Below are 14,360 nucleotides of genomic sequence, written 5' to 3'. Positions count from 1 at the left end.
GAGGCCCATGTCAGACAACACACAGCAGCCCGCGGACGGGGCGGCGCCGCGCGATCCATGGGCTCCGCCGGACAGAAGCGTCCCGCTGGACGAGCCGACCGGTGATCCGCGGAAGGTGCCGTTGGACAAGCCGGCCGGGGAGCCCCGGCCGTCGGCCGTCCACGACCAGCCGACGGTCACCTCGATGCCGGGGGCGGAGGACGGGCTCGCACCGGCCGCACCGGCCCCCGGCCCGGCCTCCCCGCCCGGGTCCGTGCCGGGCGGCGCGGCGTTCGGGTCCGTGCCGGGCGGCGCGGCGTTCGGGGCGGTACCGCCCCCGCCGATCGCGCCGAACGGGCCGGGGCAGCAGATCCCGCCCGCGGCGGGGCAGTACGGCTACCCCGCCGCGCCCGCACCGCAGTACGGGTACCCGGGGTACACCGGATATCCGCAGGCGGCCTGGGGCACCCCGCCACCGGCCAACGGCATGGGCACGGCGGCCATGGTGCTGGGCATCCTGTCCCTCTGCCTGCTCTGCATGTGGGGGATACCGGGCATCGTCCTGGGCGTGCTCGCCCTGATCTTCGGCATCCTGGGCCGCAAGCGGGCGGGGCGGGGCGAGGCCAACAACAGCGGCCAGGCGCTCGCCGGGATCATCATGGGGTCCGTCGGCCTGGTTCTCGGCGCGGCGTTCCTCACCTTCATGATCTGGGTGGTCGTGGCCCATCCCGAGGAATTCGAGGACGAGTCCACCTACGAGGACCCCTACGCCACGTCCCTGGTCGTCGACGTCGCACGATAGCCGGGACGGGCGCGCTTCAGCCGTACGGAACGCACCGCGAACCGTACGGGCGCACCCTGGCCGGACGGGTCGTACGCCGGCCCGTCCGGCCGTCCGTGCCCGCCTCTCCTGTCCCCGTGGTCCGGTCGGCTCCTGTCCCCGCGCTCCGGTCGGCGCGCGGGACGGCTCAGCCCGCGCGCAGCGCCGTCCGCGCGTCCATCAGCGCGAACCCCAGCAGATTCAGCCCCCGCCATGCCGAGGGGTCCTGGGCGCGCGCATCGTCCGCCGCCAGCCCGATGCCCCAGATCCGGTCCACGGGGCTCGCCTCGACGAGCACCCGCTCCCCGGTGCCGAGCAGGAACTCCCGCAGCCGCGGATCGTGCCCGAACTTGTGGACGTTGCCCGCCACCACCAGGGCGTACCGCTCGCGCTCCCATATCGCCTCGTCGAAGCCGCGGACCAGCCGGCCCACCTTCTTCGCCTGCGCCGGGCCCTTGGCCGCCACGGCCCGCTCCTCGGCCTCCGCGTCACCGAACAGCCGCGCCTTGCGGGCCATCATCCAGTGCTCCGCCGTCGCGTACCGCACACCGTCGACCTCGAACGGCGACGGCCACCACTGGCTCAGACAGCTCGCGCCGACGCGTCCGTCGGGCAGTGGGCGGTGCCCCCAGAAGCGCAGGTACTTCACCTTCTCGCCGCGCCGGGTCCGTGCCAGGAGGTCGTCCATGTGTCCCATGCACGTGAGTCTGGCATCCGCCACTGACACTCCGTCCCGTAATTCCGCGTCTACGCGACACATGGTCGAAGAATTCCGTTGCGTAACCAAAAGGCAACAACGGAATCACTTGTTGGGGGTGGGTGCCTCTGCCAGGATCGGCAATCAATTCCAGCAGGAACGACGCCGCGCGCCTCGTGCGCACGCGGCGGAGGAGAGCGTCATGGGCAACAGCATCCAGGTGCGGGACCGGTTCGCGGACGGCGCACAGTACATCGGCGGAAAGCTGCGGCCCGGCACGTCGGGGCGCCACCACGACGTGGTGAACCCGGCGACGGGCGAGACGGTGTACACCTACGAACTGGCGGGCACCGCCGATGTCGACGCGGCCGTCGCGGCCGCCCGCGAGGCGTTCCCCGGCTGGTCGGGCGCGACGCCCGCCGAACGGGCCGAGGCGATGCACCGCTTCGCCGCCGTGCTCGCCGAACAGGCCGGGGACTTCGCATACGTCGAATCCCTCCAGTGCGGCAAGCCGATCAAGCTGTCCACCGAGTTCGACGTGCCCGGCACCGTCGACAACACCTCCTTCTTCGCGGGCGCCGCCCGCCATCTGGAGGGCAGGTCGGCGGCCGAGTACGACGGCGACCACACCTCGTACGTACGCCGCGAGGCGATCGGCGTCGTCGGCTCCATCGCGCCCTGGAACTACCCGCTCCAGATGGCCGCGTGGAAGATCCTCCCGGCGATCGCCGCGGGCAACACCATCGTGCTCAAGCCCGCCGAGATCACCCCGCTGACCTCGCTGATGTTCGCGCAGGCGGCCACCGCCGCAGGCATTCCGGACGGCGTGATCAACATCGTCACCGGCGTGGGCAAGGAAGCGGGCGAGTACCTCGTCGGCCACCCGGACGTCGTCATGACCTCCTTCACGGGGTCCACCGCCGTGGGCAAGCGGGTCGCGGAGATCGCCACCACCACCGTCAAGCGCCTGCACCTCGAACTCGGCGGCAAGGCCCCCTTCGTGGTCTTCGACGACGCCGACCTGGAGGCCGCGGCCAACGGAGCGGTCGCCGGGGCGCTCATCAACACCGGCCAGGACTGCACCGCCGCCACCCGCGCCTACGTCCAGCGCCCGCTGTACGACGCCTTCGTGCGCCGCGTCGCGGAGCTGATGGAGACCGTCCGGCTCGGCGACCCGTTCGACCCGTCCACGGACCTCGGCCCGCTGATCAGCCACACCCAGCGGGACCGGGTCGCCGGGTTCGTCGACCGGGCCCGCGCGTACGCCACCGTCGTCACCGGCGGCGAGGCCCCCGGCGGTGAACTCGCGGACGGCGCCTACTACCGGCCGACCCTGATCACCGACGCCGCCCAGGACAGCGAGGTCGTCCAGTCGGAGATCTTCGGCCCGGTCCTGGTCGTGCTGCCCTTCGACACCGACGACGAAGGCATCCGCCTCGCCAACGACACCCCGTACGGACTCGCCGCCTCCGCCTGGAGCCGCGACCTGTACCGGGCGAACCGCGCCACCCGCGAGATCAAGGCGGGCTGCGTCTGGGTCAACGACCACATCCCGATCATCAGCGAGATGCCGCACGGCGGATACAAGGCCAGCGGCTTCGGCAAGGACATGTCGTCGTACTCCTTCGAGGAGTACACGCAGGTCAAGCACGTCATGTACGACAACACCGCGGTCGCCCGCAAGGACTGGCACCGCACGATCTTCGGGGACCGATAGCCCGGCCGGCCCCGGCCCCACCCATCCGAAAGGGCAACGCGCATGGAGCATTACCAGCCCGAGCGCCTCTCCGCGGCCCAACTGGCCGCGATGCGGCGGAGCATGACCGGCGGCCGGGGCGCCCTGACCCGCCGGTCGCTGCTCCGCGCCTCCGGTCTGGGGGCGCTCACGATCGGCGGACTGGGCACGCTGAGCGCGTGCGGCATCCCGCCCGCGAAGCGGGACGGGGACGCCGCCGCGGCGTCCGACGACCACTCGGCCGAGGAGAAGGAGGTCTACTTCTCCAACTGGACCGAGTACATGGACGTCACCGAGGACGGCAAGCACCGGCCCACCCTGGAGGCGTTCACGAAACGCACCGGGATCCGGGTCAAGTACACCGAGGACATCAACGACAACGTCGAGTTCTTCGGGAAGATCAAGCCCCAGCTGGCGGCCGGCCAGGACACCGGGCGCGACATCATCTGCCTCACCGACTGGCTGGCCGCCCGCGTCGTCCGGCTCGGCTGGGCGCAGCGGCTCGACGCGTCGAACCTGCCGCACGCCTACGCGAACCTCTCCGCCCAGTTCCGCTCGCCGGACTGGGACCCCGGCCGCGCCCACTCCTACCCGTGGGCGGGCATCCCCGCCGTCATCGCGTACAACGCGAAGGCGACCGGGGGCCGCAAGGTCGATTCCGTCACCCAGCTGCTCGACGACCCGAAGCTGAAGGGGCGGGTCAGCTTCCTCTCGGAGATGCGCGACTCCGTCGGCCTGACCCTGCTCGACATGGGCAAGGACCCCGGATCGTTCACGGACGCCGACTACGACGCCGCGATCGGCCGGATCCAGAAGGCCGTCGACCGGAGGCAGATCCGGCGCTTCACCGGCAACGACTACACGGCCGACCTCGACAAGGGCGACATCGCCGCCTGCGTCGCCTGGGCGGGGGACATCATCCAGCTCCAGGCGGGCAATCCGGACATCAAGTACGCCATCCCGGCCGCCGGTTACGTCATATCCAGCGACAACCTGCTCGTCCCGGTGAACGCCCGGCACAAGACCAACGCCGAGAAGCTCATCGACCACTACTACGAGCCGAAGACCGCCGCCCGGCTCGCCGCGTACATCAACTTCGTCTGCCCGGTGGACGGGGTCCGCGACGAGCTGGCGAAGATCGACAAGGCGATGGCCGACAACGTCCTGATCCTCCCCGACGAGGAGATGGCGGCCAGGTCGCACGCCTTCCGCTCGCTCAGCGCCGAGGAGGAGACGGCGTACGAGGAGAAGTTCGCCAAGCTCATCGGAGCCTGACCGCTTCCGCCGGAGCCCGAGCGCTTCCGCCGGTACGCGAACGTACCCGTCGGCGCCCGGCCTTCTCAGCCGGAGCCCGACCGCTTCCCCGGCCCTCCGGCCGCCCGCGTCGGTACCCGGCCACGCCCACCGGCTCTCCCGCCGCCCGACCGCCCCGCCCTTCCCGTCCGACCTCCCCTGATACCACTGGGACCCGACACACACTGGGACCGCGACCCATGACACAGCAGCAGACCGGCGGCGACGTCCGCCTCACCGGGATCAGCAAGACGTACGGCTCCTTCAATGCCGTCAAACCGCTCGATCTGACCGTCCCGCAGGGCTCCTTCTTCGCGCTCCTCGGCGCGTCCGGCTGCGGCAAGACCACCACCCTGCGCATGATCGCGGGCCTGGAGGAGGCGACCACCGGCACGATCCGGCTCGGCGACCGGGACATCACCGACCTGCCCCCGTACAAGCGGCCCGTCAACACGGTCTTCCAGAGCTACGCGCTCTTCCCGCACCTCGACATCGCCGAGAACATCGCCTTCGGCCTGCGCCGGCGCGGCATCAAGTCGGTGAAGAAGCAGGTCGCCGACATGCTGGACCTCGTCCAGCTCGGCGATTTCGCCAAGCGCAAGCCCCACCAGCTCTCCGGCGGCCAGCAGCAGCGCGTGGCCGTCGCCCGCGCCCTGATCAACCACCCGCAGGTGCTGCTCCTCGACGAGCCGCTCGGCGCCCTCGACCTCAAGCTGCGCCGCCAGATGCAGCTGGAGCTCAAGCGCATCCAGACCGAGGTCGGCATCACCTTCATCCACGTCACCCACGACCAGGAGGAGGCCATGACCATGGCCGACACCGTCGCGGTGATGAACGCCGGCCGGGTCGAGCAACTCGGCGCCCCCGCCGACCTGTACGAGAACCCGAGGACGACGTTCGTCGCCAACTTCCTCGGTACCTCCAACCTCATCGAGGCCGAGATCGTCGACGCGGGCACGGAGGGCGGCGAGGTCGTCGTGACGGCCGGCGGCGGCAAGCTGCGACTGCCCCGGGAGCGATGTACGGCCCCGCTCGTGAGCGGCGGCAGGCTGCTGCTCGGCGTGCGCCCGGAGAAGATCTCGGTCGTCCCGGCCGACGACGCGGGTGCCACGGCCGACGGCCGCAACCGGGTCACCGGCCGGATCGTCGACTCCAGCTTCATCGGCGTCTCCACCCAGTACGTGGTGGAGAGCCCGGCCGGCAAGGCGCTCCAGGTGTACGAGCAGAACGTCGAGCGGCGCGCCGGACTCGCGGCCGGCGCCGAGGTCGTCCTGCACTGGAACCCGGCGCATACCTTCGGACTGGACGCCGATCAGGACATCGCGGCGGGCGTGGAGACGGTGGAGGACGCGGCGTGACCGTCACCGAGGAGGCGCCGCCCGCCGCGCCCGTCACCGAACCGGAGGTCCGCAGGGCCTCCGCCCGCAGACGACTCGTCCCGTACTGGCTGCTGCTCCCCGGCATCCTGTGGCTCGTCGTCTTCTTCGCGCTGCCGCTCGTCTACCAGGCGTCGACGTCCGTGCAGACCGGGTCCCTGGAGAAGGGCTTCGAGGTCACCTGGCACTTCCAGACGTACTGGGACGCGCTCAAGGACTACTACCCGCAGTTCGTCCGGTCCCTGCTCTACGCGGGCACCGCCACGCTCCTGTGCCTGCTGCTCGGCTACCCGCTCGCGTACCTCATCGCGTTCAAGGCCGGACGGTGGCGCAACGTCGTCCTCGTGCTGGTCATCGCGCCGTTCTTCACCAGCTTCCTGATCCGCACGCTGGCCTGGAAGACGATCCTCGCGGACGGCGGCGCGGTCGTCGACGTACTGAACACCCTGCACGTCCTGGACGTCACCGGCTGGCTCGGCTGGACCGAGTCCAACCGGGTGCTGGCCACGCCGATGGCCGTGGTCTGCGGTCTCACGTACAACTTCCTGCCGTTCATGATCCTGCCGCTCTACACCTCGCTGGAGCGGATCGACGGCAGGCTGCACGAGGCGGCCGGCGACCTGTACGCCACCCCCGCCACCACCTTCCGCAAGGTGACCTTCCCGCTCTCGATGCCGGGGGTCGTCTCCGGAACGCTGCTGACCTTCATCCCGGCCAGCGGCGACTACGTCAACGCCGAGCTGCTGGGCTCCACCGACACCAAGATGGTCGGCAGCGTCATTCAGACCCAGTTCCTGCGCGTGCTCGACTACCCGACGGCGGCCGCGCTCTCCTTCATCCTCATGGCGGTCGTCCTGATCATGGTCACCGTCTACATCCGCCGCTCCGGGACGGAGGACCTGGTCTGATGTCCGTACTGCGCTGGATACGACGGAACCTCGTCGTCATCGCGGGTCTGCTGACCCTCGCCTACATGATCCTTCCGAACGTCGTCGTGATGGTGTTCTCGTTCAACAAGCCGAAGGGGCGCTTCAACTACGCCTGGCAGCACTTCTCCACGGACGCCTGGAAGGACCCGTGCGGAGTGGCCGACATGTGCGGCTCGCTGTCGCTGTCCCTCCAGATCGCCGCCTGGGCGACGCTGGGCGCGACCGTCCTCGGCACGATGATCGCCTTCGCGCTGGTCCGCTACCGCTTCCGGGCGCGCGGCGCGATCAACTCGCTGATCTTCCTGCCGATGGCGATGCCCGAGGTCGTCATGGCCGCCTCGCTGCTCACGCTCTTCCTCAACATGGGGGCGCGGCTCGGGTTCTGGACGATCCTCATCGCGCACATCATGTTCTGCCTGAGCTTCGTGGTGACGGCGGTGAAGGCGCGCGTGATGTCGATGGACCCGCGGCTGGAGGAGGCGGCCCGCGACCTGTACGCGGGGCCCGTGCAGACCTTCCTGCGGGTGACGCTGCCGATCGCCGCCCCCGGGATCGCGGCGGGAGCGCTGCTCGCCTTCGCGCTCTCCTTCGACGATTTCATCATCACCAATTTCAACGCGGGCTCGACCGTGACCTTCCCCATGTTCGTGTGGGGATCGGCGCAACGCGGTACGCCCGTGCAGATCAACGTCATCGGAACGGCCATGTTCGTCATCGCCGTCCTGGTGGTCGTCGCCGGCCAGCTCATCGCGAACCGGCGGAGGAACAGCGCCCGCTGACGTCCGACGGACGGCGAACGCGGGCGCGCTACGGAAAGCCCCGAAGGAGTTGGAAACCATGGCCCCCAAAGCCATGCGTACCGCTGCATCATCACTCTCACTCTCCGACACGAGCCCGGTGCCGTTCTGGCTGGACGACCCCGGCAGGCCCGAGGCGCTGCCCGCGCTCACCGGTGACGAGCACTGCGACCTCCTCGTCGTCGGCGGCGGCTACAGCGGCCTGTGGACCGCGCTGATCGCCAAGGAACGCGACCCGGCGCGGGACGTGGTCCTGATCGAGGGGCGCGAGGTGGGCTGGGCCGCCTCGGGCCGCAACGGCGGATTCTGCGCCGCCTCCCTGACCCACGGCCTGCCCAACGGCCTGGAGCGCTGGCCCGACGAGATCGAGAAGCTGGAGGAACTGGGCGCGCGGAATCTCGACGCCATCGAGGAGGCCGTCGCCCGGTACGCCATCGACTGCGAATTCGAGCGCACGGGCGAGATCGACGTCGCCACGCAGCCGCACCAGCTGGAGGAACTCCGCACCTGGCACCAGGAGGCCGAGCGGCAGGGCTTCACCGGGCTGGAGTTCCTGGACCGGGACGCGGTGCGCGCCGAGGTCGACTCGCCCACGTTCCTGGGCGGGCTGTGGGACCGGCGCGGGGTCGCCATGCTGCACCCCGCCAAGCTGGCCTGGGGCCTGAAGCGGGCCTGCCTCGGACTGGGCGTGCGGCTGTACGAGAACACTCCCGGCCTCCAACTGGCCGGGGCCGCCGGGGGAATGACGGTCCGTACCCGGCACGGCAGGGTGTTCGCCCGGCACGTGGCCCTCGGCACCAACGTCTTCCCCTCGCTGGTCAGGCGCGTGCGTCCGTACACCGTCCCGGTCTACGACTACGCGCTGATGACCGAACCGCTCACCGCCGCACAGCTCGACGCGATCGGCTGGAAGAACCGGCAGGGGCTCGGCGACAGCGCCAACCAGTTCCACTACTTCCGGCTGTCGGCCGACAACCGGATCCTGTGGGGCGGCTACGACGCGATCTATCCGTACGGCGGCAGGCTGAGCGCGGCCCTCGACCAGCGTCCGGAGACCTTCCACAAGCTCGCGGACCAGTTCTTCGAGTGTTTCCCGCAACTGGCCGGGGTCCGCTTCACCCACGCCTGGGGCGGGGCCATCGACACCTGTTCCCGCTTCTCCGCGTTCTTCGGCACCGCCCACGGGGGGAAGGTCTCCTACGCCGCCGGATACACCGGGCTCGGCGTGGGGGCCACCCGGTTCGGGGCCGAGGTGATGCTCGACCTGCTGGCGGGCGAACGCAACGAGCGGACCGGGCTGGAGATGGTCCGCCGCAAGCCGCTGCCGTTCCCGCCGGAACCCTTCGCCTGGGCCGGGATCGAACTCACCAAGAGGTCCCTGGCCAGGGCGGACGACAACGGCGGGCGCCGCAACCTGTGGCTGCGGACCATGGACCGCGTGGGGCTCGGTTTCGACAGCTGACCGCACCCCCGCGGACCGCTCCCGCTGGACGGGCCGCCCCGCGCACCGGCCGCCCACGCGTCGGCCACCCCGTGGGCGGCCCGTCCGGCGAACGGGTGGCCCGTCCACGGACCAACCGCGGACGGGCCGTCCGGCGAACGGACCGGCCCAAGGCGTGATCCAGATCACTACCAATGGGTAACCAACTCGCGTAATGGAACGGCGTCACCCCTCTCTCCCCGTGTGGACGTACCGGCGACACGGAGCCGGTCGATACGGAACGGAGGGCCGGTCATGGCTGGTGCGGGGGTCAGGGCAGCGGTCGAGTGGCTGGTATCGGTGGCGCCGGACCCGAATGCCTGTCGGTGGGTGTGGGAGCGCGATCCCAGGGGGGTCGCGCTCCTTCCCGCGGGCAGGCGCTGGGACGTGCTGATTCTCCCCGGGGAACTGGGGCACCCCACCTTCGACGTGCTCACCCGGCTCGTGGACCGGCCGGGGCCGGTCCTCTCCGACTTCGACAACGCCCGCATGGGCTTCTTCGTGCCGCCGGGCACCGTCGACGGCTGGATCGGCACCGGGGTGCGCGGTGCGGGCCGGGGTACGTGGATCGTCGTGCCGCATCCGGGCCGCCGAGTCGTCGGTGCGGTGCGCTGGCTCATCCCGCCGGACGGCACGGGGACGCTCAACGACGCGGCGCTCCTCGAACTCGCGATGCATGAAGCGGCGGCCATGAGGGCCGAGAGAGGCGGTAATTGACGGAACGTCAGGCAGGGGTCGACGGCACTCCGGAGCGACCGGAGTGCCGCCAGAGGTCTTGACAACCTGATTGGTCTGGACCATGTTGTGGCGGCCGCACTCAATTCCGCCCACCCGATTCCCCCCTGTACGGAGGCAGTTGTGGAACGCACGGGACCCCCCACCCGACTGACCGGACTGATGGCCGCCTGCTCGGCCGCGCTGCTCGCCGCCGGTGGACTCGCCGCCACCGCCCCCTCGGCCGCCGCCGCCGACGCGGACCTGGCGCGCAACGGCGGATTCGAGGCGGGCCTGGACGGCTGGAGCTGCACCGGTGGCAGCGGAGCCGTCGTCGGCTCGCCGACGCACGGAGGCACTTCGGCGCTCAAGGCGACGCCGTCCGGCGGCGACAACGCCAAGTGCTCCCAGACCGTGACGGTCGAGCCGGACTCCACGTACACGCTGAGCGCCTGGGTCCAGGGAAGCTACGTCCACCTCGGCGCGTCCGGCACCGGCACCACCGACGTGTCCACCTGGGCGCAGTCGGCGCCCGACTGGAAGCAGCTCGCCACCACCTTCAGGACCGGCCCGTCCACCACCTCGGTGACCGTCTACACCCACGGCTGGTACGGCACCCCCGCCTACCACGCCGACGACCTCACCCTGATCGGCCCCGGCGGCGCCCCGGCCGAAGTCCCCGCCGCGCCCACCGGACTGAAGGCCGGCACGGTCACCGCCTCCTCGGTCGGCCTGTCCTGGACCGCCTCCCCGGGCGCCACCGGCTACAACGTCTACCGGAACGGCATCAAGGTCCTCTCCGCCACCGGTACCTCCGCCACCGCGACCGGACTGACCGCGTCCACCGCGTACAGCTTCCAGGTCACCGCGACCAACTCCGCGGGCGAGTCCGCCAGGTCCGCCGCCGTCCAGGCCACCACCACCGGCGGAGGCGGCGGGGGAGGCGCGCAGCTGCCCGCCCACGCGCTCGTCGGCTATCTGCACGCCGGCTTCGCCAACGGCTCCGGCTACACGCGCATGGCGGACGTGCCCGACTCCTGGGACGTCATCGACCTGGCCTTCGGCGAGCCGACCTCCGCCACCTCCGGCGACATCCGCTTCTCGCTCTGCCCGGTCACCGAGTGTCCGAACGTCGAGTCCGTCGCCGAGTTCAAGGCGGCCATCAAGGCCAAGCAGGCCGCGGGCAAGAAGGTGCTGATCTCCATCGGCGGCCAGAACGGCCAGGTGCAGCTCGCCACCGCCGCCGCCCGCGACACCTTCGTCTCCTCGGTCGGCAGGATCATCGACGAGTACGGCCTCGACGGCCTCGACATCGACTTCGAGGGCCACTCGCTCTCGCTGAACACCGGCGACACCGACTTCCGGAACCCGACCACCCCGGTCGTCGTCAACCTGATCTCCGCGCTGAAGACCCTCAAGGCCACGTACGGCGAGAAGTTCGTCCTGACCATGGCCCCCGAGACCTTCTTCGTCCAGCTCGGCCACCAGTACTACGGCTCCGGCCCCTGGGGCGGCCAGGACCCCCGCGCCGGCGCGTACCTCCCGGTCATCCACGCACTGCGCGACGACCTGACGCTGCTGCACGTCCAGGACTACAACTCCGGCCCCATCATGGGCCTGGACAACCAGTACCACTCGATGGGCGGCGCGGACTTCCACATCGCCATGACCGACATGCTGCTCACCGGCTTCCCGGTGGCAGGTGACCGGACCAAGGTCTTCCCGGCGCTCCGCCCCGACCAGGTCGCCATCGGACTGCCCGCCTCCACCCAGGCCGGCAACGGCCACACCTCGCCCGCCGAGGTCACCAAGGCGCTCAACTGCCTGACCAAGAAGACCGACTGCGGCTCGTACACCACCCACGGCACCTGGCCGGGGCTGCGCGGGCTGATGACGTGGTCGATCAACTGGGACCGCTTCAACAACGGGGAGTTCTCGAAGAACTTCGACGCCTACTTCGGCCGCTGACCCGTCCCGCTCCCGGCGCGGCCCACCCGGTACGACGGCAGGAGCAGCAGTCCGGCCAGGAACCAGCTGCCCAGCACGTCCAGCGGCCAGTGATAGCCGCGCAGCACCAGACCGATGCCCGTCCCCGCCGTCAGCAGGACGGCGGCGACGGGCATCATCCATGTCCGCACCCACCGCCACACGCCCCGCGCCCACCGCTCACCGCCCGCGTCCCGCACGCACCGCGCGGTGAGCAGCGCCGCCGCGCCGTACGCCACCGCGGCCGTCGCCGCGTGGCCGGAGGGGTAGTAGCCGGTGGCTCCGGTCAGCGGTCCCGGGCGGGCGATCCAGTCCTTCAGCGGGACGATCAGCAGCGGCACCGCGGCCATGGCGAGCGCCGCGTACAACGGCCCGCGCCGCTCCCCGCGCAGCAGCGCCCACACGATCGCGCATCCCAGCACGGGGAGCGCGACCTGTGTGTTGCCGAGATCGGCGAGGAGTTCGGTCAGCGGGGCGGGGCCGTGTCCGACGACGGCCAGGGCGGCCCGCTCGTCCGCCCCGCGCAGCGGTCCGTCGGCCGTGACCTGCCAGGTGACGAGCGCGAGGAGGGCCAGGAGCACGGAAGCCGGGAGAACGAGAAGGGCCGGCCGCCCGGGAACAGGGGGGGAGGTTCCGGGGCGGCCGGTCGGACCGGTGTGCCGCGCGCCCCGGGGGGTCTGGGGCGAGCGGCCATCCGATCGGTGAGGAGTTCCGGAGCCGGAGGCTCCAGTGGTGTGCGCGAGGGCACGGCCGGGACGGTGCTGGGGAAGCTTCGGCCCGGCGTCGCCGGCAGTCCCCTGCGGGCGGGGTGTTTCTCTCATCTGCGGAAACCGTACGGCAGCGGGAGGGCGACCGACAGCCGGAAAGGGATCCCGCCATCGGCCCCGCACACCTTCTTCACAGCCCTCACGAGGCCCCCGGACCATCCCCGCGAGCAGGGCCGCGGAGAGGGCCGGGGGTCGCACGGGTCAGACGCCGGCGAAGCCCTGTTCGAGGACGTCGAGCGCCTCGTTCAGCAGGTCCTCGCCGATGACCAGCGGCGGCAGGAAGCGCAGGACGTTGCCGTACGTGCCGCAGGTGAGGACCAGGACACCCTCCGCGTGGCACGCCTTGGCGAGCTTCGCGGCGGCCTCCGGGTCCGGGTCCTTCGAGCCGGACTTCACCAGCTCGATCGCGATCATCGCGCCGCGGCCGCGGATGTCGCCGATGATGTCGCCGTTCGGCAGCTTCGCCTGCATCTCGGCGAGCCGCCCCTTCATGATCTCCTCGATGCGCTTGGCCTTCCCGTTCAGGTCCAGCTCGCGCATCGTCTCGATGGCGCCGATCGCACCGGCGCAGGCCACCGGGTTGCCGCCGTAGGTGCCGCCGAGGCCGCCGGCGTGCGCGGCGTCCATGATCTCGGCGCGGCCGGTCACGGCGGACAGCGGCAGGCCGCCCGCGATGCCCTTGGCGGTGGTGATCAGGTCCGGGACGATGCCCTCGTCCTCGCAGGCGAACCACTGGCCGGTGCGGCAGAAGCCGGACTGGATCTCGTCCGCGACGAAGACGATGCCGTTGTCCTTGGCGAACTGCGCGATCGCCGGGAGGAAGCCCTTGGCCGGCTCGATGAACCCGCCCTCGCCGAGCACCGGCTCGATGATGATCGCGGCGACGTTCTGCGCGCCGATCTGCTTGTTGATCTGGTCGATGGCCTGGGCGGACGCCTCGGCCCCGGCGTTCTCGGCACCGGTCGGCCAGCGGTAGCCGTACGCCACCGGCACCCGGTAGACCTCGGGCGCGAACGGGCCGAAGCCCTGCTTGTACGGCATGTTCTTGGCGGTCAGCGCCATCGTCAGGTTGGTACGGCCGTGGTAACCGTGGTCGAAGACGACGACCGCGGAACGCTTGGTGTACGCGCGGGCGATCTTGACGGCGTTCTCGACGGCCTCGGCGCCCGAGTTGAACAGCGCGGACTTCTTGGCGTGGTCGCCCGGCGTCAGCTCGGCGAGCCGCTCGCAGACCTCGACGTAGCCCTCGTACGGCGTGACCATGAAGCAGGTGTGGGTGAAGTCCGCGAGCTGGGCGGACGCGCGGCGTACGACGGCCTCGGCGGAGGCGCCCACCGACGTGACGGCGATGCCGGAACCGAGGTCGATCAGACGGTTGCCGTCCACGTCCTCGATGATCCCGCCGTCGGCGCGCGCGGCGAACACCGGCAGGGTGGAGCCCACGCCTGCGGCCACCGTCGCGGTACGACGGGCCTGAAGCTCCACCGACTTCGGGCCGGGAATGGCGGTGACGAGGCGGCGCTCCTGCGGAAGAGAGGTCATGCGGGGCTCCTGTGGGGTGTTTCGGACGCTTCTCTGCCTGCAGGCTAGGGGCGGGACCGGGGGTCCGGCATGTTCCGTTCGGGAGTGGTGGCCGTGCCGCGTTGTCCGTCGCGGACATAGCACGCACGGGGCGGGGGTGCCGGGACGCGCGGACACCACCCGTACGGCCGCCACCCGGGAGCCCCGCCGGACCCGCCGCGCGCGCCGGGCGGCGCGACGGGGCGGACAACATCGTGAGGGGCACT

The 14,360-nt window shown here is 71.1% G+C and carries 12 protein-coding genes; 9 read left to right on the top strand and 3 right to left on the bottom strand.

The window, feature by feature from the left end:
* Positions 1-7: 7 nt before the first annotated feature.
* The gene (locus ACFYY6_RS03740) at positions 8-781 is read left to right on the top strand and encodes a DUF4190 domain-containing protein (protein ID WP_351516856.1); all 774 of its coding nucleotides are present in this window, start codon (positions 8-10) and stop codon (positions 779-781) included.
* A gap of 166 nt (positions 782-947) precedes the next feature.
* Here the strand turns inward: ACFYY6_RS03740 and ACFYY6_RS03735 are convergent, their stop codons facing one another.
* Entirely contained in the window at positions 948-1,487 is a 540-nt protein-coding gene (locus ACFYY6_RS03735) for an NADAR family protein (protein ID WP_386608676.1), read from the bottom strand.
* 211 nt (positions 1,488-1,698) lie between these two features.
* On the opposite strand from ACFYY6_RS03735, the gene ACFYY6_RS03730 reads away from it, so the two are divergent.
* From ACFYY6_RS03730 to ACFYY6_RS03695, 8 genes are all read left to right on the top strand, one after another.
* The gene (locus tag ACFYY6_RS03730; RefSeq protein WP_386608665.1) at positions 1,699-3,213 is read left to right on the top strand and encodes a gamma-aminobutyraldehyde dehydrogenase; all 1,515 of its coding nucleotides are present in this window, start codon (positions 1,699-1,701) and stop codon (positions 3,211-3,213) included.
* A gap of 42 nt (positions 3,214-3,255) precedes the next feature.
* Positions 3,256-4,506: a spermidine/putrescine ABC transporter substrate-binding protein gene (locus ACFYY6_RS03725; RefSeq protein WP_351524685.1), complete on the top strand. Its 1,251-nt coding sequence runs from the start codon at positions 3,256-3,258 to the stop codon at positions 4,504-4,506.
* A gap of 218 nt (positions 4,507-4,724) precedes the next feature.
* Complete coding sequence (locus ACFYY6_RS03720; RefSeq protein WP_351524684.1) at positions 4,725-5,882, top strand: ABC transporter ATP-binding protein; 1,158 nt, start codon at positions 4,725-4,727, stop codon at positions 5,880-5,882.
* Positions 5,879-6,808 carry an ABC transporter permease gene (locus ACFYY6_RS03715; protein ID WP_351524683.1) on the top strand — a complete coding sequence of 310 codons (930 nt, stop codon included), beginning with the start codon at positions 5,879-5,881 and terminating at the stop codon, positions 6,806-6,808. Before ACFYY6_RS03720 ends, ACFYY6_RS03715 begins: the two co-directional genes overlap by 4 nt.
* Positions 6,808-7,608, top strand: coding sequence for an ABC transporter permease (locus ACFYY6_RS03710; RefSeq protein WP_351524682.1), 801 nt, complete (start codon positions 6,808-6,810; stop codon positions 7,606-7,608). Before ACFYY6_RS03715 ends, ACFYY6_RS03710 begins: the two co-directional genes overlap by 1 nt.
* A gap of 58 nt (positions 7,609-7,666) precedes the next feature.
* Entirely contained in the window at positions 7,667-9,088 is a 1,422-nt protein-coding gene (locus ACFYY6_RS03705; RefSeq protein ID WP_351524681.1) for an FAD-dependent oxidoreductase, read from the top strand.
* Between the two features lie 273 nt (positions 9,089-9,361).
* Positions 9,362-9,823, top strand: coding sequence for a hypothetical protein (locus tag ACFYY6_RS03700; RefSeq protein WP_389191530.1), 462 nt, complete (start codon positions 9,362-9,364; stop codon positions 9,821-9,823).
* Between the two features lie 141 nt (positions 9,824-9,964).
* Positions 9,965-11,788, top strand: a complete 1,824-nt coding sequence (locus ACFYY6_RS03695) for a chitinase (protein ID WP_389191527.1) — start codon at positions 9,965-9,967, stop codon at positions 11,786-11,788.
* On the opposite strand, the gene ACFYY6_RS03690 is transcribed toward ACFYY6_RS03695, so the two are convergent.
* The gene (locus tag ACFYY6_RS03690; protein ID WP_388647884.1) at positions 11,773-12,387 is read right to left on the bottom strand and encodes a phosphatase PAP2 family protein; all 615 of its coding nucleotides are present in this window, start codon (positions 12,385-12,387) and stop codon (positions 11,773-11,775) included. The two genes, ACFYY6_RS03695 and ACFYY6_RS03690, sit on opposite strands and share 16 nt — an antisense overlap.
* A 387-nt stretch (positions 12,388-12,774) precedes the next feature.
* Complete coding sequence (gabT, locus tag ACFYY6_RS03685) at positions 12,775-14,115, bottom strand: 4-aminobutyrate--2-oxoglutarate transaminase (protein WP_351524677.1); 1,341 nt, start codon at positions 14,113-14,115, stop codon at positions 12,775-12,777.
* Between the last annotated feature and the right edge of the window lie 245 nt (positions 14,116-14,360).

Origin of the sequence: Streptomyces sp. NPDC001750 (assembly GCF_042892615.1) — a bacterium.
Lineage (GTDB): Bacteria > Actinomycetota > Actinomycetes > Streptomycetales > Streptomycetaceae > Streptomyces.
Note: the sequence above shows the minus strand (reverse complement) of the source record. Positions and strands in the feature narration are given on the sequence as shown.